The sequence below is a fragment of the Methylobacterium indicum genome, from assembly GCF_017347565.1.
Taxonomy (GTDB): domain Bacteria; phylum Pseudomonadota; class Alphaproteobacteria; order Rhizobiales; family Beijerinckiaceae; genus Methylobacterium; species Methylobacterium indicum.
In genome coordinates this window covers 2,791,287-2,810,752 of the sequence record NZ_AP024145.1, presented here as the reverse complement: position 1 = coordinate 2,810,752, position 19,466 = coordinate 2,791,287, and the positions used below count along the sequence as shown (strand labels likewise).

At 69.2% G+C, this 19,466-nt stretch carries 17 protein-coding genes and 1 tRNA gene; 10 read left to right on the top strand and 8 right to left on the bottom strand.

Annotation, left to right across the window (positions count from 1 at the left end; all coding sequences use genetic code 11):
• Positions 1–26: 26 nt before the first annotated feature.
• Both miv_RS13160 and miv_RS33325 read right to left on the bottom strand, forming a co-directional pair.
• Positions 27–1,742 (bottom strand): ArnT family glycosyltransferase, encoded by a 1,716-nt coding sequence (locus tag miv_RS13160; protein ID WP_207183104.1) that lies wholly within the window; start codon positions 1,740–1,742, stop codon positions 27–29.
• Between the two features lie 147 nt (positions 1,743–1,889).
• On the bottom strand, positions 1,890–2,312 hold the full coding sequence (locus miv_RS33325; protein ID WP_244538238.1) for a hypothetical protein: 423 nt from the start codon (positions 2,310–2,312) through the stop codon (positions 1,890–1,892).
• Between the two features lie 231 nt (positions 2,313–2,543).
• Here miv_RS33325 and miv_RS13150 point away from each other — a divergent pair, with 231 nt between their 5' ends.
• From miv_RS13150 to miv_RS13135, 4 genes are all read left to right on the top strand, one after another.
• Entirely contained in the window at positions 2,544–3,611 is a 1,068-nt protein-coding gene (locus miv_RS13150) for an ABC transporter ATP-binding protein (RefSeq protein ID WP_207183103.1), read from the top strand.
• 214 nt (positions 3,612–3,825) lie between these two features.
• Entirely contained in the window at positions 3,826–4,848 is a 1,023-nt protein-coding gene (locus miv_RS13145; RefSeq protein ID WP_425312981.1) for an extracellular solute-binding protein, read from the top strand.
• A 256-nt stretch (positions 4,849–5,104) separates the two neighbouring features.
• Entirely contained in the window at positions 5,105–6,079 is a 975-nt protein-coding gene (locus miv_RS13140; RefSeq protein ID WP_207183101.1) for an MBL fold metallo-hydrolase, read from the top strand.
• Between the two features lie 157 nt (positions 6,080–6,236).
• Entirely contained in the window at positions 6,237–7,952 is a 1,716-nt protein-coding gene (locus tag miv_RS13135; RefSeq protein WP_207183482.1) for an ABC transporter permease, read from the top strand.
• A 51-nt stretch (positions 7,953–8,003) separates the two neighbouring features.
• Here miv_RS13135 and miv_RS13130 read toward each other — a convergent pair whose 3' ends face one another.
• Together miv_RS13130 and miv_RS13125 are read right to left on the bottom strand one after the other, a co-directional pair.
• Positions 8,004–9,311, bottom strand: a complete 1,308-nt coding sequence (locus tag miv_RS13130; RefSeq protein WP_207183481.1) for an extracellular catalytic domain type 1 short-chain-length polyhydroxyalkanoate depolymerase — start codon at positions 9,309–9,311, stop codon at positions 8,004–8,006.
• 88 nt (positions 9,312–9,399) lie between these two features.
• Entirely contained in the window at positions 9,400–9,819 is a 420-nt protein-coding gene (locus tag miv_RS13125; RefSeq protein ID WP_207183100.1) for a CopG family transcriptional regulator, read from the bottom strand.
• Positions 9,820–10,024: 205 nt separating this feature from the next.
• Between miv_RS13125 and miv_RS13120 the strand changes: the two genes are divergently transcribed.
• The 5 genes from miv_RS13120 (at position 10,025) to miv_RS13100 (ending at position 15,891) form a co-directional block, all read left to right on the top strand.
• Entirely contained in the window at positions 10,025–11,362 is a 1,338-nt protein-coding gene (locus tag miv_RS13120; protein WP_207183099.1) for an adenylate/guanylate cyclase domain-containing protein, read from the top strand.
• A gap of 38 nt (positions 11,363–11,400) precedes the next feature.
• The gene (locus miv_RS13115; protein WP_244748988.1) at positions 11,401–12,327 is read left to right on the top strand and encodes an amidoligase family protein; all 927 of its coding nucleotides are present in this window, start codon (positions 11,401–11,403) and stop codon (positions 12,325–12,327) included.
• Positions 12,328–12,526: 199 nt separating this feature from the next.
• Positions 12,527–13,531: a tryptophan--tRNA ligase gene (gene trpS, locus miv_RS13110; RefSeq protein ID WP_207183098.1), complete on the top strand. Its 1,005-nt coding sequence runs from the start codon at positions 12,527–12,529 to the stop codon at positions 13,529–13,531.
• Between the two features lie 81 nt (positions 13,532–13,612).
• Entirely contained in the window at positions 13,613–14,644 is a 1,032-nt protein-coding gene (locus miv_RS13105) for an LLM class flavin-dependent oxidoreductase (RefSeq protein WP_207183097.1), read from the top strand.
• Between the two features lie 116 nt (positions 14,645–14,760).
• Positions 14,761–15,891, top strand: coding sequence for a metallophosphoesterase (locus miv_RS13100; protein WP_207183479.1), 1,131 nt, complete (start codon positions 14,761–14,763; stop codon positions 15,889–15,891).
• A gap of 679 nt (positions 15,892–16,570) precedes the next feature.
• On the opposite strand, the gene miv_RS13095 is transcribed toward miv_RS13100, so the two are convergent.
• The 4 genes from miv_RS13095 to miv_RS13080 form a co-directional block, all read right to left on the bottom strand.
• Positions 16,571–17,443, bottom strand: a complete 873-nt coding sequence (locus miv_RS13095) for an SIR2 family protein (protein ID WP_207183096.1) — start codon at positions 17,441–17,443, stop codon at positions 16,571–16,573.
• 3 nt (positions 17,444–17,446) lie between these two features.
• On the bottom strand, positions 17,447–17,962 hold the full coding sequence (locus miv_RS13090; RefSeq protein WP_207183095.1) for a hypothetical protein: 516 nt from the start codon (positions 17,960–17,962) through the stop codon (positions 17,447–17,449).
• On the bottom strand, positions 17,887–18,567 hold the full coding sequence (locus tag miv_RS13085) for a ParA family protein (RefSeq protein WP_207183094.1): 681 nt from the start codon (positions 18,565–18,567) through the stop codon (positions 17,887–17,889). Before miv_RS13085 ends, miv_RS13090 begins: the two co-directional genes overlap by 76 nt.
• A 241-nt stretch (positions 18,568–18,808) precedes the next feature.
• A tRNA-Ser gene (locus tag miv_RS13080) sits at positions 18,809–18,898 on the bottom strand.
• A 179-nt stretch (positions 18,899–19,077) separates the two neighbouring features.
• Here miv_RS13080 and miv_RS13075 point away from each other — a divergent pair.
• Complete coding sequence (locus miv_RS13075; protein WP_207183093.1) at positions 19,078–19,455, top strand: VOC family protein; 378 nt, start codon at positions 19,078–19,080, stop codon at positions 19,453–19,455.
• Positions 19,456–19,466: the final 11 nt, after the last annotated feature.

Below are 19,466 nucleotides of genomic sequence, written 5' to 3'. Positions count from 1 at the left end.
CATGGCCTTGTCGCTCTTCGTCTGGGTCACGGCGTCACCGCGTAGGCCGACAGGCCGACCGGCTTGCCGCCATTGATGTTGAAGCCCGTCACGCGGCCGACCGGGTGCGGCGGGGTCGCGCCCTCCGCGTCCGCGAACGCCTTGGCGAAGCGATCCTCGACGTAGACGAGGCGGCAGCCGCCCTGGCGCAGGAAGGCGGCGGCCTCCTCGCCGGAATCGAGCATGGCGAGGTCGGTGCCGATCAGGAAGACCAGGCTCGGCTCGCGGTAGCCGAGGGTGCCGACCTTCGGATTCCGGCAGGGCAGCGCGTCGCGGATCGCGGCGAGCCGCGGCGAGACCTTGAGGGCGGCGAGCGCCGGCTGGGTCAGCCCGAACACCGCCGGGCTCAGAAGCAGGCTCGCCAGCACCGCGACGGCGAGCGCACGCTCCGGGAACCCGTCCACGAAGGCGCGCCAGGCGAGGAACGCGACGGCGCTGGCGGCGAGGAGCAGCGGCAGCCCCGCCCAGGGGATCACCCCGTCGAGGCGCCAGGCGGCGAGGCAGAGGCCGATCGTGAGGCCGGCCGGGATGAACGGCACCAAGAGCGCCACGAGCCGCGCCCCCGGCCGGTCGCGGTGGACCGCCCCGCGGGCGACCGCCATCACGGCGAGGATGGCGAGGGCCGTGCAGAGCGGCAGCACGTAATGCGGCAGCTTGGTCGGTACCGCCTCGAAGACCAGCCAGGACGGCAGCACCCAGGCGACCAGGAAGGCGACGCCGTCCTCGCGCCGGTTGGTCCAGGCGAAGGGGATCGCCATCGCGGCGAAGGCGGCGGCGGGCCAGAAGGTGGCGAAGATGACGAGGAGATAGGTGCCCGGCGGCGCCCAGTGCTGGGTCTGGGCGGTGCCGACCTTGCCCAGCATGTCGTGGCCCACCGCCTCGCCGTAGAAGGCGCCGCCGCTCTTCAGCGTGATGGCGACGAACCAGGGCGCGACGAGGACCAGCACCAGGACCAGGCCGAGGCCCGGCCGCAGGCGCTTGAGCCAGGCGCCGGAGCGGACGACGATCGACAGGCAGAGCGCCGCGAGCCCGGCAAAGAGCGGGACCATCGGCCCCTTGATCAGGATGCCGAGCGCCACCGCCAGCCAGAAGGTCAGCACCGTGCCGGTCGGCAGCCGGAGGGCGGCGGCGCGGGTCAGCCAGGCCCGGGCGAGCGCCCCCATGGCGGCGACCGCGCAGGCGGTGAGCAGCGCGTCGGTCTTGGCGAGCCGCGCCTCGGCCGAGAGCATCACGCTGGCTCCCACCAGGGCGGCGGCCAGCAGGGCCTGGCGCCGCGGCAGGAAGGCGAGCGCGGCCCAGTAGCCGAGCAGCACCGTGGCGACGGCGCCGATCAGCGAGGGGATGCGGTAGAGCCAGATGGCGGTGCGGGCGCCCGGCACGCCCAGCGCCTCGCCGGCCGCGACGACCGCGCTCTGGGCCCAGTAGATCCCGACCGGCTTCTTGTGCCGGGCCTCGCCCTGGAAGCGGATGTCGACGAACTCGCCCGATTCGAGCATCTGCTTCGAGGCCTGGGCGAAGCGCGGCTCGTCCCGGTCCATCGGCTGGAGCGAGGCGAATCCCGGCAGGAAGCAGATCAGGGACAGGACGACGAGCAGCGCGCAGGCCGCCCCGTGGCTGCGCGCCCCGAGATCGAGGAGGCGCTCCGCGAGAAGACCCACGGAGGCGGCGCGGCCGGGGCGGCGCCCGGCGGCAAGGCTCGTCAATGCATGGCTCCGAACCGGAAATCCCGACGCGCACGGCGCCTGTCGCGGCGGGCGCCCGTGTCGGTGATCCGGTCCGGAAAGTCAATTTTTCGCGGCCGGAGCGGCGGGGCGTCTCGACCGGTCCGGGAAGCGGGCGGAATCCTGCCGTTACGCCATCTCGAACAGGAACCCGTCCACCGCCGGGATCGGCACCGACAGGCTGACCCCGCGCGAGGCCCGCGACAGGCGCCAGGGGCGCTCGCGGCCGGCGCGCACCGCCTCGGAGGGGCGCAGGCGGCGGGTGGCGCCGTCCTCGCCGACCTCGTCGATGGTGAGGAAGCCGTAGACGAGCAGGCGCGAGGCGAGCAGCTTGGTCTCGCGGTCGCCCGCGGCCACCGGCAGGCTGCCGGCCTCGTAGACCGTGTCCATCAGGCTGCGCTGGTCGCGCCGCGCGGCGGCGACCCGGGGGCTCGGCGCGAGCTCGTGCTCGATCGGCCCGGGACGCTCCCGGCGCCGGAACGCCACCACTTTCCCCCCTTCGAAGGCTCGACCTCCCTCGGGGGCGCCGTCCTGGCCCGACAGGTTACGCATACGCACCACACCCTTCGACGCGCCGCCGACTCGTGCAGGCCGCGGCGATGCGGAGGATTCGATGATTCCGCTTAACGCCCGATTGACCCTGAGCGCGATCGCCCCGTGCCGGATCGGCGCAGGCACCCGCGCCCTCGCCTTGTCCCGGCGCCCTCGCCCGGGGCGAGCATCGCGTGTATGAGCGCCGACGCTTCCCCCTTCTCCCCTCCCTGGTGCACGAGGATCGCCCGCATGACCGAACCGGCCCCCTCGCGCCCGGCCGCCCTGGCGGTGGAGGAGCTGGCCTGCCGGTTCGGCCGGGTGCAGGCCCTCGCCGGCGTCTCGCTCGCCGTGCGCCCGGGCGAGGTGATGGCGCTGCTGGGTGATTCCGGTTGCGGCAAGAGCACGCTGCTGCGGGTCGTGGCCGGGCTCGAGGCGCCGCAGGCCGGCACGGTGCGGCTCGACGGGCGCCTCGTCGCCGGGCCGGGCGCGAGCGTGCCGCCCGAGGCGCGCGGCGTCGGGCTGATGTTCCAGGACTACGCCCTCTTCCCCCACCTCACCGTGCGGGAGAACATCCGTTTCGGCCTCAAGGGCCAGCCGCCTGCGGCCCGCGAGGCGGCCGACGAACTCCTGGAGCAGGTCGGCCTCGCGGCCCATGCCGGCGCCTATCCCCAGACCCTGTCCGGCGGCGAGCAGCAGCGGGTGGCCCTGGTGCGGGCCCTCGCCCCGGGACCGCGGCTGCTGCTCCTCGACGAGCCGTTCTCCAACCTCGACCGGCGGATGCGCGACCGGGTGCGGGAGGACACGGTGGCGCTCCTGCGCCGCACCGGCACCACCGCCCTGATGGTGACGCACGATCCCGAGGAGGCGCTGGCGGTGGCAACCCGCATCGCGCTGATGCGCCGCGGCCGCATCGTCCAGGTCGCCACCGGCGAGGCGCTCTACCGCCGCCCCGAGAGCCTGTTCGCCGCCCGCTTCCTCGCCGACGCCGCCGAGATCCCGACCCGGATCGCCGGGGGCCGGGCCGGCACGCCGCTCGGCGCGGTGCCCGCCCCCCACCTGCCGGAGGGCGCCCCGGTCCGGGTCTGCCTGCGGCCCGAGGCCCTGCGGGTCGGGGCGCCGGGGGACGGCCTGCCCGCCCAGGTCCTGCGCCGCACCTTCCTGGGGGCGGCGAGCGTGCTCCATCTCGGCCTGCCGGGTCTGTCCCTGCCCCTGCGCGCCCGCCTGCCCGGGCCGGGGCCCTACGGTCCGGGCGACGCCGTCGGGGTGACGCTGGTGCCCGACGCCGTGCTGGTCCTGCCGGACGAGGAAGCCGCGTAGCCCACAAGACTTGGTGCACCTCGCAAAACTCCCGCCGCAATGTTGCCGCCACAGCAAGCCGAGGCGGTGATCGGGAGTTTTGTGAGAGACACTGGCGCGCCGGGTCGAGCAGGCTTACATTGAAACAACTAAAATCTATCGCGCTTGCTTTTGTTTCGCGATTGCTTCTCTAGGAGGCGCCACCTTCGGGAGACGCCCCTTGTCCCTGTCACGTATCGCGCTCGGCCTCCTCGGTCTCGTCGCCCTCGCGGGCCCCGCCCGCGCGCAAGGCGCCCCGGAGGGCGCCCGCGAGGTCAACCTCTACACCACCCGCGAGCCCGGCCTGATCCGCCCGTTGCTGGACGCCTTCACCAAGGCGAGCGGCGTCACGGTCAACACGGTGTTCGTGGACAAGGGCCTGACCGAGCGCGTCGCCGCCGAGGGCGCCCGCTCCGCCGCCGACGTGATGATGACGGTCGATATCGGCAACCTGATCGAGCTCGTCGACCGCGACCTCGCCCAGCCGGTGCGCTCCCCCGCCCTCGAGGCGGCGATCCCCGCCGCCCTGCGCGACCCGGAAGGCCGCTGGTTCGCCCTCTCGACCCGCGCCCGGGTGGCCTATGCCGATCCGGACCTGCGCGACCTCGCCGGGCTGACCTACGAGGACCTCGCCGATCCGAAATGGAAGGGCAAGGTCTGCCTGCGCTCGGGCCAGCACCCCTACAACACCGCGCTGATCGCCGCCTATCTGGTCAAGCACGGCGAGGCCAAGACCGAGGCCTGGCTGCGCGGACTCAAGGACAACCTCGCCCGCAAGGCGGCCGGCGGCGACCGCGACGTCGCCCGCGACATCGTCGCCGACCTCTGCGACATCGGGCTCGGCAACTCCTACTATGTCGGCCTGATGCGCAGCGGCCGCGGCGGCCCCGAGCAGCAGAAGTGGGGCGAGGGCATCCAGGTGGTGCTGCCGACGTTCCAGGGCGGCGGCACCCACGTCAACGTCTCGGGCGCCGTGGTGGCGAAGAACGCCCCGCACCGCGACAACGCCGTCAAGCTCCTCGAATACCTCACCTCCGACGAGGCACAGGCGCTCTATGCCAAGGCCGATTACGAGTACCCGGTGAAGCCCGGCGTCGCCGTCGATCCGCTGCTGGCCGCCCTCGGGACCCTGAAGGTCGATGCGACCCCGCTCGCCGAGATCGCCCGCAACCGCAAGGCGGCGAGCCTGCTCGTCGACAAGGTCGGCTTCGATCGCTGATCCGCGATCCGTCTGCGTCATGCGGTGGGGAGAACGACGAAGCTCGGGACACCTCCTCTCCCCGCGGGCGGGGAGAGGAGAAAACCCTGTGCTCTTCTCGTCTCGAACATTTGACCGGAGGGGCTCCCGCCGACGGCGCCGGGGGTGATCCCGGGCCCTCCCCCGGTCTTCCGTTGCCGCTCCCTGCCTTGACGGAACCGGCGGGTTCCTGGACGAGCGGGGCCGAAAGCCGCCGCTCCCGCCTGGACGAATCTCCATGCCCGACACCGCCGTGCCCGACGACCTCCGCCACCCGACCCGACGGACGCTGCTGGGCGGCACCGCCGCCCTGGCGGCCGGCCTCGCCGCGACGGGCGCCGCGGCGCAGACGCCCGCCCCCGCCCCGCGCCGCTCGCGGCTGATCCTGCTCGGGACGGCCGGCGGCCCGACGCCGAAGCCCAACCGCGCCGCGCCGGCCCAGGCCATCGTGGTCGACGGGCACACCTACCTGATCGATGCCGGCAACGGGACCGGCCGGCAGATGGTGCTGGCGAAGCTCAAGCTCGGCTCGCTCGATTCGGTGTTCCTCACCCACCAGCATTCGGACCACAACGCCGATTACGGCAACGTGCTGCTGCTCGCCTGGGCGACCGACCTCGCCCACCGCGTCGACACCTACGGGCCGCCGCCCCTCGCCCGGATGACGCGCCAGTTCCTCGACCTGAACGACGACGACATCAAGACCCGGATGGAGGACGAGGGGCGCCCGGCGCTCGCCGACCTGATCGTGCCGCACGAGATCGCCGGGCCGGGCCCGGTGATGCGCGACGAGCGCGTCACGGTGACGGCGGCCCTGGTCCAGCACCCGCCGGTCGAGCCGGCCTTCGCCTTCCGCTTCGACTGCCCCGACCGCTCGATCGTGATCTCGGGCGACACCCGCTACTCGCCGAACCTGATCGCGCTCGCCAAGGGCGCCGATGTCCTCGTCCACGAGGTCATGTACCTGCCCGAGCTCGACAAGCTCATCGCCACCGAGCCCAACGCCAGGACGCTGCGCGAGCACCTGATCGCCAGCCACACCACCACCGAGGAGGTCGGGCGCGTGGCGACCGAGGCCGGCGTGAAGACGCTGGTCCTCTCGCACTTCGTGCCCGGCGGCTACCCGTTCATCAAGGACGAGGTCTGGCTCGAGGCGGTGCGGCCGCACTTCAAGGGCGAGATCGTCGTCGGCCGCGACCTGATGGAGCTCTGATGCCGCACGCCGTCGCGCCGGCCGTTGCCCCGATGTCCGTCGGCCGGGGCCTCTCGTGACGGATCGCGACGGCGTGATCGAGCAGGAGCTCGGCGGCGTGGCCCCGCTGCGGCGGGCTCCTCGCCCGGGGCGCGGCCTCGCGGAGCGCGGCACCCCCGTGGAGCAGGCGGCCCTCGCGCCGGCTCTCCCGTCGTCCGGGCGCCGCCGGCCGGTCGCGGCCGGGCCGGCGCGGCGCCCCTGGCTCCTGGCCTGGACGCTCGCCGCCGGCCTCACCGCCCTCCTGGTCCTGGCGCCGGTGGCGGCACTCGGGATCGAGGCGCTGCAGGGCTCGGGCGGGCTGTGGCCGCACCTCCTCGCCTACGTGCTGCCCCCGGCTTTGCGCGACACCGCCCTGCTGCTCGCCGGGGTCGGACTCGTCGTGGTGGCGGTCGGTACCGGGGCGGCCTGGCTCGTCGCCGCCTACGACTTTCCGGGGCGGCGCCTCCTCGACTGGGCGCTGCTGCTGCCGCTCGCCGTCCCCACCTACATCGCGGCCTATGCCTATCTCGACCTCCTGCATCCGGTCGGCCCGGTGCAGAGCGCGATCCGGGCGCTCCTCGGCTATGCCCGTCCGCGCGACCTGATCCTGCCGGACCTGCGCTCCCTGCCCGGCTGCATCCTGCTCCTCGGCTTCGTGCTCTACCCCTACGTCTACCTGCCGACCCGGGCGCTGTTCCTGATGCAGTCGGCGACGCTGGTCGAGGCCGGGCGCAGCCTCGGGGCCCGGCCGGCCGCGGTGTTCCTGCGGGTCGCCCTGCCCCTCGCCCGCCCGGCCATCGCGCTCGGCGCCAGCCTGGCGCTGCTCGAAGCCCTCAACGACATCGGGGCGGCGGAATTCCTGGGCGTGCGCACCCTCACGGTCTCGATCTACGACACCTGGGTCAACCGCTCCGACCTGCCCGGCGCCGCCGGCCTGGCGCTGGTGATGCTCGCCGCCTGCCTCGGCCTGATCGCGGTCGAGCGCCGGGCCCGGCGCGGGCGCGGCTATGCCGGGGCGGCCCAGCGCCCGCGCCGGATGAGCCGCACGCCGCTCTCCGGCCCCGCGGCCCTCGCGGCGCTTGCCCTCGGCCTCGTGCCGGTCGCCCTCGGCTTCCTGGCGCCGGCGAGCTACCTCGCGGTCGAGGCATCCCGGCGGCTGCATCGTGCCGGCCTGTCCGGGGCGATCCTGTCGGAGAGCGTCAACACCCTGGTCTATGCCGCCCTCGCGACGGCGGTCGCCACCACCCTCGGCCTCGTCGTGGCGGCGGGGCCCCGGCTTCTCGGCGGGCGCTGGCGCGAGGCGCTCCTGCGCTGCGCCACCTTCGGCTACGCGATCCCCGGCGCGATCCTGGCGATCGGCCTGCTGCCGCCGCTCGCCGCCCTCGACGGGGCCCTCGACGGCGCGAGCCGGGCGCTCACCGGCGCGCCGCTCGCCGCGATGGGCCTCGGCACCGGGGCGGCCCTCGTCTACGCCTACGCGGTGCGCTTCCTCGCGGTCACCGCCGGCAGCAGCGAGGCCGGCCTCGCCCGGGTGCCGCGCTCGCTCGGCGACGCCGCCCGCATCCTCGGCCGCGGCCCGGCCGGCGCGCTGGCGCGGGTCCACCTGCCGCTGACCTGGCCGGCCTTGCTCGGCGGCGCGCTCCTGGTCTTCGTCGACTGCGTCAAGGAGCTGCCCGCGACCCTGATCCTGCGCCCGCTCAACGTCGAGACCCTGGCGACCCATCTCTACGGCGAGGCCGCCCGGGGCACCTACGAGGACGGCGCGGTCGCCGCCCTGCTCATCGTCGCCGTCGGGCTCCTGCCGGTGGCGCTGCTCCTGCGGGTCTCGACCCCGAAGGTGTCCCCCGGGGCATGAGACCCCGGCGTCTTCGAACGAGTCCGCTCGAAGGCGCGAAGGGACAACAGCTCAGCCCGCCCGGGCGTGCCCGCGGAAGAACCGCAGCATCTCCGCGCTGGCATCCGGCCCCCGCGGCTCGGTGTAGGAGCCGTCCGGGCTGCCGCCGGACCAGGCATGGCCGGCCCCGTGCAGCACCCACTTCTCGACGATCCCCCGGCCGGCCGCGTCCGCATGGACGCTGCGGGTCCAGGCGATGCCGCCGGGTGATTCCCCCCGCGTCACGGTCTCGGTCAGGCCCGGGCCCGGCAGCGCCTGGGCGGCCACCCGCTCGCCGTTGAGGGGGTGGACCGTGCGGTCGCCGTCGCCGTGGAAGACGATGGTCGGCACGCTCCCGCCCGCCCGCTTGGGCGCCGCCCCGCCCTGGCCCATCGCGGCGAGCGCGGAGGGCAGGTCCCGGGCCGCCCCGCAGGCGAGCCCCGAATGGATGCCGGCCGCCGCGAACACGTCCGGATAGGCCGCGGCCAGGATCGCCGCCGCCGCCCCGCCGGCCGAGAGCCCGGCGACGTAGACCCGGGCCGGGTCGGCCCCGAACTCCGCCACGACCTCCCGGGCGATGCCGGCGATCAGCGCCGGCTCGCCCGCGCCGCGGCCCTGGTCGCGGGGCTCGAACCAGTTCCAGCATTTCTGGGCGTTCGCCGCCCGCTCCTGGCGCGGATAGACCACGATCGCGCCCTGCTCCTCGGCGAGCGCGTTCATCCGCGTGCCGAGGGCGAAATCGTCCGGATCCTGGGTGCAGCCGTGCAGCATCACCACGACCGGCAGGGCCTCGCCGTTCCGGCCGCTCGGCACGAAGACCTTGTAGCTCAGGCTGCCGGCCGGGCCCGCGAAGCGCCGCTCCTCGAACCGGGCGCCCGGCGGTACCGGAACGGGGCGGCGCGCCCCGAGGCCATGGCCGAGGCCTGCCCCGAGGCCTGCCCCAAGGCCCGCCTTCAGGGTCGCGCCGAGGTCGGCGCCCAGCTTGGCCTCCAGGCCCGCCCCGAGCCCGCCGGAGCGCAGCAGCTCGGCGAGGCCCCCGGCCTGGCCGGCCTTCTGCATCAGGGTCCGCAAGGCCTCCGGCATCTCGGGCGGGCCGGACGGTGCGGCCGCGGCCCGCGCCGGGCCATCCCCCGGAACGGTCCAGGCGCCGCCCGGCTCCGCGGGGGCCTCCAGGTCGACGGCTCCCTCGAGGGCGGGCGCCGCGCCGCGCGGCGACGGAATTGGTTCGGAGACGGGCGGCTCGGCTGCGGCGCGGCCCTGGAGCAGCGCCACCGCCTCGGCGAGGCGGCCGGCGCGGGTGAGGCGGGTCACCTCCGCCATGTCGACGGCGGCGAGGTTCATCGAAGCGAGGCCGGCCGGGTTCGGGCCGCCCCGGGCGAACGGGTCGAAGGCGCTCATGGGTGTCATCCTTGCGAAGCGAGGGAGCCGGTCAGGCGATGCGGTCGGCGAGCGCCGCCTTGACGGCGGCGCTGGCGTGGAAGGCGCCGAGCACGTGGATCGACGCGATCGCGGCCCGGGCGAGCTCCGGCGTGACGTCGTCGGCGATGCTGGCGAGCCCGAGCACCTGGATGCTCAGCCGCGTCCCGGCCTCCCGCGCCGCCTCGAGCTCGGCCCTGGTGATGTGCGTCAGCCCCAGGCTGAGCTGGCGGCGCGCCACCGCCTGGCGCACCGCCTCCTCCTGTCGGTCGAGCTGGTTGCGCACCGCCGTGCGGATGAAGTCGGCGCGATTGGCGTAGAAGCCGTCCCGCACCATCAGGTCGATGCGGCCGAGGTCGACGAAGCCGAGATTGACCGTGACCTTCTCGCTGTCCGGCATCTTGGGCCGCAGCTCGTGAACGGTGCCCGTCATCCTGTCGCCTTCCATAAACCATCCGATTGGATGGTCTGGAGATGGCGATGGTTGGTTCGACCCGCAAGGGGCGCCCCGCCGGAACGGATCGAGCGCCCGCGCGCTTTGGCCCGCGGGTGCGTCGGCGGCACCCGAGGGCCGGACCATCCGGGGGAGAGGCCCGGCCTCGACGCCCCGGCGGCCCGCGCGTAAGGCTTTGCCCCGCATGACCACACCCGATCGGACCCCGCCGGACCGGGACGCGGCGCCGCATCCCGAGGCGGCCCGCGCTGCCGCGCCCCGTCCCGCCGCGGACGAATCCGCCCTCGCCGCGGGCCTCGCGGCCGGCACCGCCACCCGCATGCTGGCGATGCGGCTGGTGATGCTGCTGGTGCTGGCGGTCTCGGCCCATCTCAGCGACGGCGTGCTGCATGCCGGCAGCCACTGGTTCATCCTGGGCGGCTACGCGGTCTCCTCGCTCTGGCTGGCCGCCACGGCGCGGCGGCGGGGCGGGGCGCGGCTCGCCTGGATCGCGACGCTGCTCGACGCGGCGCTCGCCGCCTACATCGTGCTCGAGCACATGGTGGCGGCCGCCGAGGTCGCCGACGAGCCCGGCACGATGGCGAGCCGCCTGCCGGCCTTCCTGCTGCTGCTCGAATCCGGCCTCACGCTCCGGCCGCGCCATACGGCAGTCTTCGCCGCCCTCGTCGCGGGGGTATGGTCGGGCGCCCTCGGCCTCGGGCTCCTCGATCCGCATCTCGGCTTGCCGCCGGCGGCGAACGTCTTCGGGCTCCTGTCCTTCCTGGTCGCCGCCGCCTTCGTGATCGAGGGGGCGCTGCGCCTGCGCCGGGGGGTGGCCACGATGCTGCGCCTCGAGCACGAGCGGGCGACGCTGGCGCGCTTCGTGCCGGCGGGGATCGACCTCGTGCGCCGCGACGGGCCGACGGCGCTCCAGCCGCGCCACGCCTGCCTGCTCGCCCTCGACATCCGGGGTTTTTCGGCGCTGACCCGGCGCTGGGGCGAGGCGCGGGTGCTCGACTGGCTGCTGGCGGTGCGGGCGCTCGCCCACGCGGCGGTGACCGGGCGCGGCGGCCTCGTCGACAAGTATGTCGGCGACGGGGTGCTGGCCCAGTTCGTCGACGGCGCCCCGGCCGAGCAGGCGGCGGCGGCGCTGGCCTGCATGCGCGAGATCGAGGTGCGGATGCACGCGATGAACGAGGCGCGCCGCCGCGAGGGCCTGCCGGCGCTCGCCCTCACCGCCGCGGTGCATGCCGGCGAGGTTCTGGTCGGCGTCCTCGATGACGGCTGGCGGGCCGAGTTCACCGTGCTCGGGCCGGCGATGAACGCCCTCGCCCGGGTCGAGGCCCGGGCCAAGCGCGAGGACCTGGCGGTCGCGGTCTCGAAGCGGGTGATGCGGCTCCTCGGCCCGGCCGCGCCCCCGGGCCGGCGCCTGCCGCGGCGACCGGGCGAGGAGGATTGCCCCGACCTGTTCGGCCTTGATCCCCTGCCCGTCGCTGCCCCGGCCCCTATCTCCCCGGATCTGCCGGTGACGGCGGCGCCGTGAACGCCGCCGGGCCGGCCCCCTCCTGCCCCGAGTCGCGCGTGCCCGAATCGCCCTCCCTGGACTTCCGCTCGCCGCCGCGTCCCCTGCGGGAGGACGGGACGCCGCGCCGGGTCGGCGTCGAGATCGAGTTCACCGGGCCCTCGGCCCGGATCGCCGCCGCGGCGCTCGCTGCCGGCCTCGGCGGGCGCCTCGCCGAGGAGGACCCGCATGCCTTCCGGCTCGAGGGCACGTCGCTCGGCGACCTGCGGGTCGAACTCGACCTGCGCGCCGCCCATCCGCAGCGCCGCATGACCGAGCCCGGCGCGCTGCCCCGCCTGCCGGTCCGCGCCGCCGGCCGCTCGCTCGCCGCCCTCCTCGGCCCGGTCGTGCCCCGCGAGCTGATCACCGGCCCCCTCGCCTTCGATCGGCTGCCGGAGGTCGACCGGCTGGCCGCCCTGCTGCACGGCGCCGGCGGCCGGGGCCGCGGTGCGGTGCTCCTCGGTTCGCTTGGGCTGCACTTCAACGTCGAGCCGTCGGATCTCACCGCCGCGACCCTGACCGGCCTGCTCAAGGCCTATCTCCGCGCCGAGCCGCAACTGCGCCGGGAGACAGCGGCCGGCGGCTTCCTCGCCGCCCGCGGGCTGCCGCCGCCCTTCCCCGCGCCTTACGCCGCCAAGGTGCTCGATCCCGCCTACCGGCCCGACCTCGACGGCCTCGCCCGCGATTATCTGGCGGCCAACCCGACCCGCCACCGCGGCCTCGACCTCCTGCCGCTCCTCGCCCACCGCGACGAGGCCGGCGTGCGGGCCGCCCTGCCGCCGGACGAGAAGGTGAGCCCGCGGCCGGTGCTGCACTACCGGATGCCCCAGGCCCATATCGGCCTGCCCGGCTGGAGCCTGGCCCCCGCCTGGAACCTCTGGGTCGGGGTGGAGGAGATGGCGGAGGGCGGGGCGACGATGCGCCAGGCGGCGTCCGGTCCCGCTTGAGCGCGGCGACGACGCGGCGTAAGCTCATTGTCGATGACCGACCCCCGCTTCCCCCGTCCGACCGTCTGGTGGCGCTTCCCCTAGGGAAGCGGCCGTCGTCATCCTGTTGCGACCGATGCCGCCGTCCGGTGGCATGGTCGATCCTCGTAGGCTCTCGGCACCCGTCGGCGCGGCGGCTGTCTTCGAGAAGAGAGCCCCGATGTCGTCAAAGCCCGTCATCCTCACCGGCGACCGCACCACCGGTCCGCTGCATCTCGGCCATTACGCCGGCTCGCTGCGCAACCGCGTCGCGCTCCAGCACGACCACCGCCAGTACCTGCTGCTCGCCGACGCCCAGGCGCTGACCGACAACGCCCACGATCCGGCCCGCATCGCCCGCAACGTCATCGAGGTCGCGACCGATTACCTCGCGGTCGGCATCGATCCGGCGGTGACGACGCTCTGCGTCCAGTCGGCCCTGCCGGCGCTCGCCGAGCTGACCCTGCTCTACCTCAACCTCGTCACGGTCGCCCGGCTCGAGCGCAACCCGACGATCAAGGACGAGATCCAGGCCCGGGGCTTCGGCCGCGACATCCCGGCGGGTTTCCTGTGCTACCCGGCGGCCCAGGCCGCCGACATCACGGCATTTCGCGCCACCCTGGTCCCGGTCGGCGCGGACCAGGCGCCCCTGATCGAGCAGGCCAACGAGATCGTCCGCCGGATCAACCGGCAGGCCGGGCGCGACCTCCTGCCGGAGGCGACCGCGCTGATCCCGCCGGTCGGGCGCCTGCCCGGGGTCGACGGGCGGGCCAAGATGAGCAAGTCCGGCGGGAACGCCCTGCCGCTCTCGGCCTGCGACGCCGAGATCGCCGCGGCGGTGCAGCGGATGTACACCGATCCCGACCACCTGCGCGCCTCCGATCCCGGCCGGGTCGAGGGCAACGTGGTCTTCACCTATCTCGACGCCTTCGATCCCGACCCGGACGAAGTGGCGGCGCTCAAGGCGCATTACCGCCGCGGCGGCCTGGGCGACGCCGCCCTCAAGCAGCGCCTCGCCGGCATCCTGCGCGACCTCCTCGGGCCGATCCGCGAGCGCCGTGCCGCCATCGCCCGCGACCCCGACCGGGTGCGGGACGTGCTGCGCACCGGCACCGCGCAGGCCCGCCGCCTCACCGAAGAGACCCGCGACGCGGTGCAGGACGCCCTCGGCCTGTTCCGGCTCTGACCCTCCCTGTGCGCGGCTGCAAGCCTGCCCTTGCATTGCCGCGCATTTCAAACCGGCCCCGGCGCGTCCATCTTGGGAGCCATGACACAGACCCTGCAATTCGGCCTCGACACGTTCGGGGATGTCACCGCCCGCGACGGCGAGCCCCTGTCCCACGGCCAGGTCCTCCGCGACGTGGTGGCGGAAGGAGTCTTGGCCGACGAGGTCGGGCTCGACTTCTTCGGCGTCGGCGAGCACCACCGCGAGGACTTCGCCGTGTCCTCGCCCGAGATGGTGCTGGCGGCGATCGCGGCGCGCACGACGCGCATCCGCCTCGGCTCGGCCGTGACGGTGCTCAGCTCCGACGACCCGGTCCGGGTCTACCAGCGCTTCTCGACCCTGCAGGGCCTCTCGAACGGCCGCGCCGAGGTGATCCTCGGCCGCGGCTCGTTCACCGAATCCTTCCCGCTCTTCGGCTACCCCCTCGACCAGTACGAGACCCTGTTCGAGGAGAAGCTCGGGCTCTTCTCGGCGCTGCTGGCCGGCGGGCCGGTGACCTGGCAGGGCACCACCCGGGCGCCGCTTGCGAACCAGTCCGTCTTCCCCACCCCGGAGGCGCCGCCCACGACCTGGATCGGGGTCGGCGGCAGCCCGAACTCGGTGGTGCGGGCGGTCCAGCACGACCTGCCCGTGATGCTCGCCATCATCGGCGGCGATCCGCAGCGCTTCCGCCCCTATGTCGATCTCTACCACCGGGCCTGCGCCCAGCTCGGCCGCCCCGTGCGGCCGATCGGCGTCCACTCGCCGGGCTATGTCGGCGAGACCGATGCGGGCGCACGGGAAGAGTTCTTCGCCGATTACAAGCGGATGCGCGACCGCATCGGCGCCGAGCGCGGCTGGCCGCCGATGACGCGCCAGGAATTCGACCGCGAGGCCGATCACGGCTCGCTCTACATCGGCAGCCCCGAGACGGTGGCCAGAAAGATCGCCGCGACGGTGCGGGGCTTGGGGCTCGGCCGGTTCCAGCTCAAGTACAGCGCCGGCCCGATGCCGCACGAGCGGCTGATGCGCGGCATCGCGCTCTACGGGACCCGGGTGGCGCCCCTGGTGCGCGAGATGCTGGAAGTGGGGTAAGGAGCGCCCGCGCCCGCCGGGCGCGATAACCCGGGATATCCGGCCCGCCGGGCGCGGTATCCGGGGTGCCCGGCACCCCGGGCGTCCGGCCCGCCCGCCACCGCAAGGAGCCCGCCATCTTCCACCTCGTCTTCGCGGCGCCGTGCCTCCTGGTGATCGCCCGCTGGCTCCTGCCGCTCGCGCTGCCGCTCGCCGTCAAGGCGGCGCTCGCGGTGCTGCTGCTCGCCGCCTCGCAGTTCCACCTCTGGAACCGGCTCTCCTCCGGCTCGGTCTTCGCCCCGGAATTTCCCCGCGCGGTCGTCCTCGCGCTCAACGGGGCGTTCGGGGCGATCGCGCTGCTCGCAGTCCTGCAGATCGCCCTCGATCTCGGCGCGCTCGCCGCCGCCCTGGTCCAGCGCGGGTCCGTCGCGATTCCCGACGGCGTGCGGTTTGCCGCCGCCGGGCTCGCGGTGCTGCTCGCCGGGATCGGCGTCGCCCAGGCCGCCCGGGTGCCGCCGGTGGTCGAGCGCGAGGTCGTGATCCCCGGCCTGCCGCCGGCCTTCGAGGGCTACCGGCTGCTCCAGCTCACCGACCTGCATCTGAGCCGCCTCTTCCCCGCCGCCTGGGCCCGCGCCGTGGTCGCCCGCGCCAACGCGGCGGGCGCCGACGCGATCGTCGTCACCGGCGATTTCATCGACGGCTCGGTGGCGATGCGCCGGGACGACGTGGCGCCGCTTGCCGCGCTTCGCGCCCCGGACGGCGTCTTCGGCATTCCCGGCAACCACGAATATTTCTTCGATTACCCCGCCTGGATGGCCCATCTCGCCGGCCTCGGCCTGCGGATGCTGCCGAACGCCCACGCGGTGCTCACCCGCGGCGAGGCCGCCCTGGTGCTCGCCGGCGTCACCGACGCCTCGGCGCCCAACGCCGGCCAGCCCGGCCCCGACCTCGCGGCGGCGCTCACGGGCGCCCCGCCCGGCGCCCCGGTCCTCCTCCTCGACCACCAGCCCCGGAACGCCCGGCAGGCGGCGGCGCGGGGCGTGGCGCTCCAGCTCTCCGGCCACACCCATGGCGGCATGATCCGCGGCCTCGACCGGCTGGTGGCCCGGGGCAACGACGGCTTCGTCTCGGGCGCCTACGCGGTCGGCGGCATGACCCTGTTCGTCGGCAACGGCACCGGGATCTGGCCGGGTTTCGCGCTGCGGCTGGGGCGGGATTCGGAGATGACGCGGTTTGTTTTGCGGCGCTCATCAGTCGCTGCTCGATAGCAAAAACTGATAACATTTTTTCTTGCTATCGAACATAAATCATTTTTGAATGTGAATTATTGCCAGCCTATAGTAAGATTTTTGCAAATCATAATTTAAAGGTTGGTAGTTATCAATATCATGATTTGATGTTTGCGTATGCGCGCACAAGTTAGATTTTATTATGATCACCATAATTGTAATTTAATATTTATTGATTGCACATCAAAAATATACATGAACACTGGTGCGCAAATTCAAATTATTTTCAAAATCATCAGATGGATTGACAATAGATTTTTAGTATATTGTTTGAATCCAAATCTTGGATTGGTCTCGCACGCGATCGGAGAGCTATCTGTCATTGCCTTTGGCATATTATATTATTAAACACATATATATTTTTTAACTTTAATGGCTAGCAATATATATTACACAAAAAATATCAAATCAACGAGCGGGCTTTCCAATAAAAACCCCGAAGCCACATATAGTTTAAACCATAAGTGTTTTTTAATGGCTATTAATTACCTCATCTCCCTAGCCGCAATCGTTTTACAATATATGAGGCTGAATCAACATCTATTTGCAGATCATAAATAAAATATATACAATAAATATCATTATAACGGAAATATCTAGTCGGCATATTGATGCATTGCAATTATTAAATTCAGGGGAATAGTCAATAACGTTTAAACTAATTAGAGTTGAGTGAAAGAGCTATGATCTCTTTCCTTCTTTCAGACGCTAGCTTTGCCAAGCTAATGATCTGTTCCGGCAATAATCGATGAGAATCAATCGGATCGTATGGCAGGTAAATAATTTTTCGTAGTTTTTTATTTATTTCAACTATATTATCTGCAAGTATGCCACCAGAAAAAATATAATGAGGACGCGCCGATGGGAATTTTAGTGCGTACATCTCCATAAGCGAGACTATCGCCGGGTCGTCCATCGAGAAGCCAATGAAAAGGAATGTATAATTTAGAAGCAGACTTTCTAAGAAGCTAGAATAACGAATATTGCCAAACGCTGATTTTATGTATTCAGACCTAGAAAATATTAATGAATCCGGCCTATCAACAGTTCCGTGTATTTTTATGAGAAACTTGTTTGAGTGATCTTTTAATAATCTAAATACGGTCTCGTCTATATTTGTCATAACGATAGGATAGTGGGTCGATACATCGTCAACAGACTCCCATGCCGTCTCTAGCAATTTATCAAAATTTGTAGTTATTATTATTCTCTGTTTCAGTGAAATGATCGCTTTATGCAGTTCGGACGGAATTGCTTTTTGACCAAATTCAACTGCGATAAGATCATTCCAGCTGTCCGAGAGAGAAGATTGTAGTATTTCGCAGGCTAACAGATAATCTTTGCGAGAAAGGAGTCCTTGTACTTGTTTTTGCAAGCCATCTGGAAGTTGAAGACAGGATTTTGATAGAAATTCGTCCCACCCAGCAATTTTTCCACCTTTCACGGTCTCTGCGCTTGACGAAACTCCTGCCCCCAGAAATAGAACAACTTTTTCGCGGGCAAGGTCATCTATTAAATCTCGATTGAACATGGCCTATACCGCAAATGACTCAAGATTTTGGAGGTATCTGACAGCAATATCTCGGTATATCTCGCGCGCCTGCTTTCTTGATTGAATAAATCTACCTGTGCCTCGAACGGAGATCATCGGCGTATGCTGACTTTGCGATTTAGGAGCTATGCTTCCAAGGTGCCTAACATTCCCTAGGAACGGATCGACTGCTGGAGAACCAAAGGCGGCACTAAGGTTTTCTGCGACCTGCTTAGGAAACTTCTCGCTTATTTCCTCATATGCTTGGACTATGCGTTTGCGTCTATTGTCTGCCTGATCATCAGATATTTCAGTATTGACGTCAATTTCTTCTTCGGTTCTTTCTCGATGTTGCTGGGTCACATAGCCTAAAAACCGAAGCGATGTCTGTCCGTCAACAATCCCAAGTTCCGAAGGTTCTTCGGCAAGACCAATACCAGTTTTTAATTCTTTGTGCCAAATTGATATTGTGCTTCCAATATTTCGTATGGCCCACGAGGAAAAAACATCGATAGACATGGGAACGACAAAAAATCCATCGCGAGCAGCACAGATCTATTAATTGCTCCCAATGATGGGCCCATATCAAAAAATACAAAATCATAGCCGCGCTTTTTCGCGCGTGTTACGAGATCTGCAAATACAAATGTCGTGCGAATACCTCTCATTCCACCGCCACGCGCATCTCTCCAGTCATTGGCAAGTAAATCTTCTTGAAGAGCAAGTCTTGGATCGCCAATAATAAGATCAAATCCAAAATTTTCTGCTGATCTAATAGGAAGATTTGTGCCGTAGCCCTTGCCCAACGATAAAGGTCTTATGACTGAAAAGACGCTTTCGGGATCTGCAGACGCGTATGTATTAAGCGCTTCGTCTTCTTTTAAAACATATTGCGTTAGATTGCATTGAGGGTCGGCATCAACCACCAGAACTTTTGCACCAAAATTCAAAGCAAGTTCGGCACCCAAGTTGGCAACCAAGGTAGTTTTTCCTACCCCACCTTTATTGTTGAAAAAACAAACTGCTTTTGAGCCAGAGCCTCTTATATTGGCAAATAGAGATTTTTGTTCGTGGGTGATAGGTATTCCAGGGCTGATTCTGCTGGGTCGAGGGGAAGCTGCCACTCAGCGCTCCTTAGTCTCTTGTAAAACGATACGGTCTCGCGATGATATCGTACACTACAAGAGCAGGAGCGCAAACCATATTATCGAGGGCCATCTCTTCCTTTTTATTAATAATATAGCACTATACGAAAATATTCAAGTTGAATATTTTTTATACTTAAATCCAAAATAAAAATATTGTTACGCAAAAATCTAATTCGACAATTGTAAATAGCACTGCCGTAGAATTCGATTTTAAATCTGGCGGAAGGGGTGGGATTCGAACCCACGGTGGAGTTGCCCCCACGGCGGTTTTCAAGACCGCTGCCTTAAACCACTCGGCCACCCTTCCGGCCGCGGACGCGCGTGGGTCCGGGTGCCCCTTCTGTAGGGCGGCGCGGCGCGGTGCGTCAACCGCGGCCGGCGGTCTGCGGGCCCGGCCCGGGACGCCTATCGCCGGGGCGCCCCGCGCCGTACCGTGCGGGCCGTGACGGCGGGGCGCGATCGGATGCGTCCCGAAGGGAGAGCCGCATGGGCTATCGGTACGACCACCTCCACCTGCGCAGCCGGGACGCCGCGGCGGCGGCGCGGTTCTACGGCGAGGTTCTGGGGGCGCGGGAGACGGGGCGCGAGGGGGCCGAGCGCCCGAGCCGGGTCATCCTCGATCTCGGCGGGATGACGATGTTCATCGAGCAGGCGCCGGAGGGCACCGGGCCGGCCGCGACGCCGCCCAACCTCGGCATCGAGCATATCGGCCTGCGGGTCGAGGACATCGAGGCGACGGTGGCGGACCTCGCGGGGCGCGGCATCCCGCTCGTCTCGGGCATCACCGACGTGCGGCCGGGCCTGCGCATCGCCTTCTTCGAGGGGCCGGACGGCGTGCGCATCGAGGTGCTGCAGCGGGGCTGAACCCCGCCCCG

Bases quoted from the DNA above. Each gene is read 5' to 3' on its own strand.
- miv_RS13130 (WP_207183481.1), bottom strand. From the start codon at position 9,311: ATGAACCTCGCCGCCGTCGACATGGCGGAGGTGACCCGCCTCACCCGC.
- miv_RS13090 (WP_207183095.1), bottom strand. From the start codon at position 17,962: ATGTCTATCGATGTTTTTTCCTCGTGGGCCATACGAAATATTGGAAGC.
- miv_RS13125 (WP_207183100.1), bottom strand. From the start codon at position 9,819: ATGACGGGCACCGTTCACGAGCTGCGGCCCAAGATGCCGGACAGCGAG.
- miv_RS13105 (WP_207183097.1), top strand. From the start codon at position 13,613: ATGACACAGACCCTGCAATTCGGCCTCGACACGTTCGGGGATGTCACC.
- miv_RS13075 (WP_207183093.1), top strand. From the start codon at position 19,078: ATGGGCTATCGGTACGACCACCTCCACCTGCGCAGCCGGGACGCCGCG.
- miv_RS13095 (WP_207183096.1), bottom strand. From the start codon at position 17,443: ATGTTCAATCGAGATTTAATAGATGACCTTGCCCGCGAAAAAGTTGTT.
- miv_RS33325 (WP_244538238.1), bottom strand. From the start codon at position 2,312: ATGCGTAACCTGTCGGGCCAGGACGGCGCCCCCGAGGGAGGTCGAGCC.
- miv_RS13120 (WP_207183099.1), top strand. From the start codon at position 10,025: ATGACCACACCCGATCGGACCCCGCCGGACCGGGACGCGGCGCCGCAT.
- trpS (WP_207183098.1), top strand. From the start codon at position 12,527: ATGTCGTCAAAGCCCGTCATCCTCACCGGCGACCGCACCACCGGTCCG.
- miv_RS13150 (WP_207183103.1), top strand. From the start codon at position 2,544: ATGACCGAACCGGCCCCCTCGCGCCCGGCCGCCCTGGCGGTGGAGGAG.
- miv_RS13140 (WP_207183101.1), top strand. From the start codon at position 5,105: ATGCCCGACACCGCCGTGCCCGACGACCTCCGCCACCCGACCCGACGG.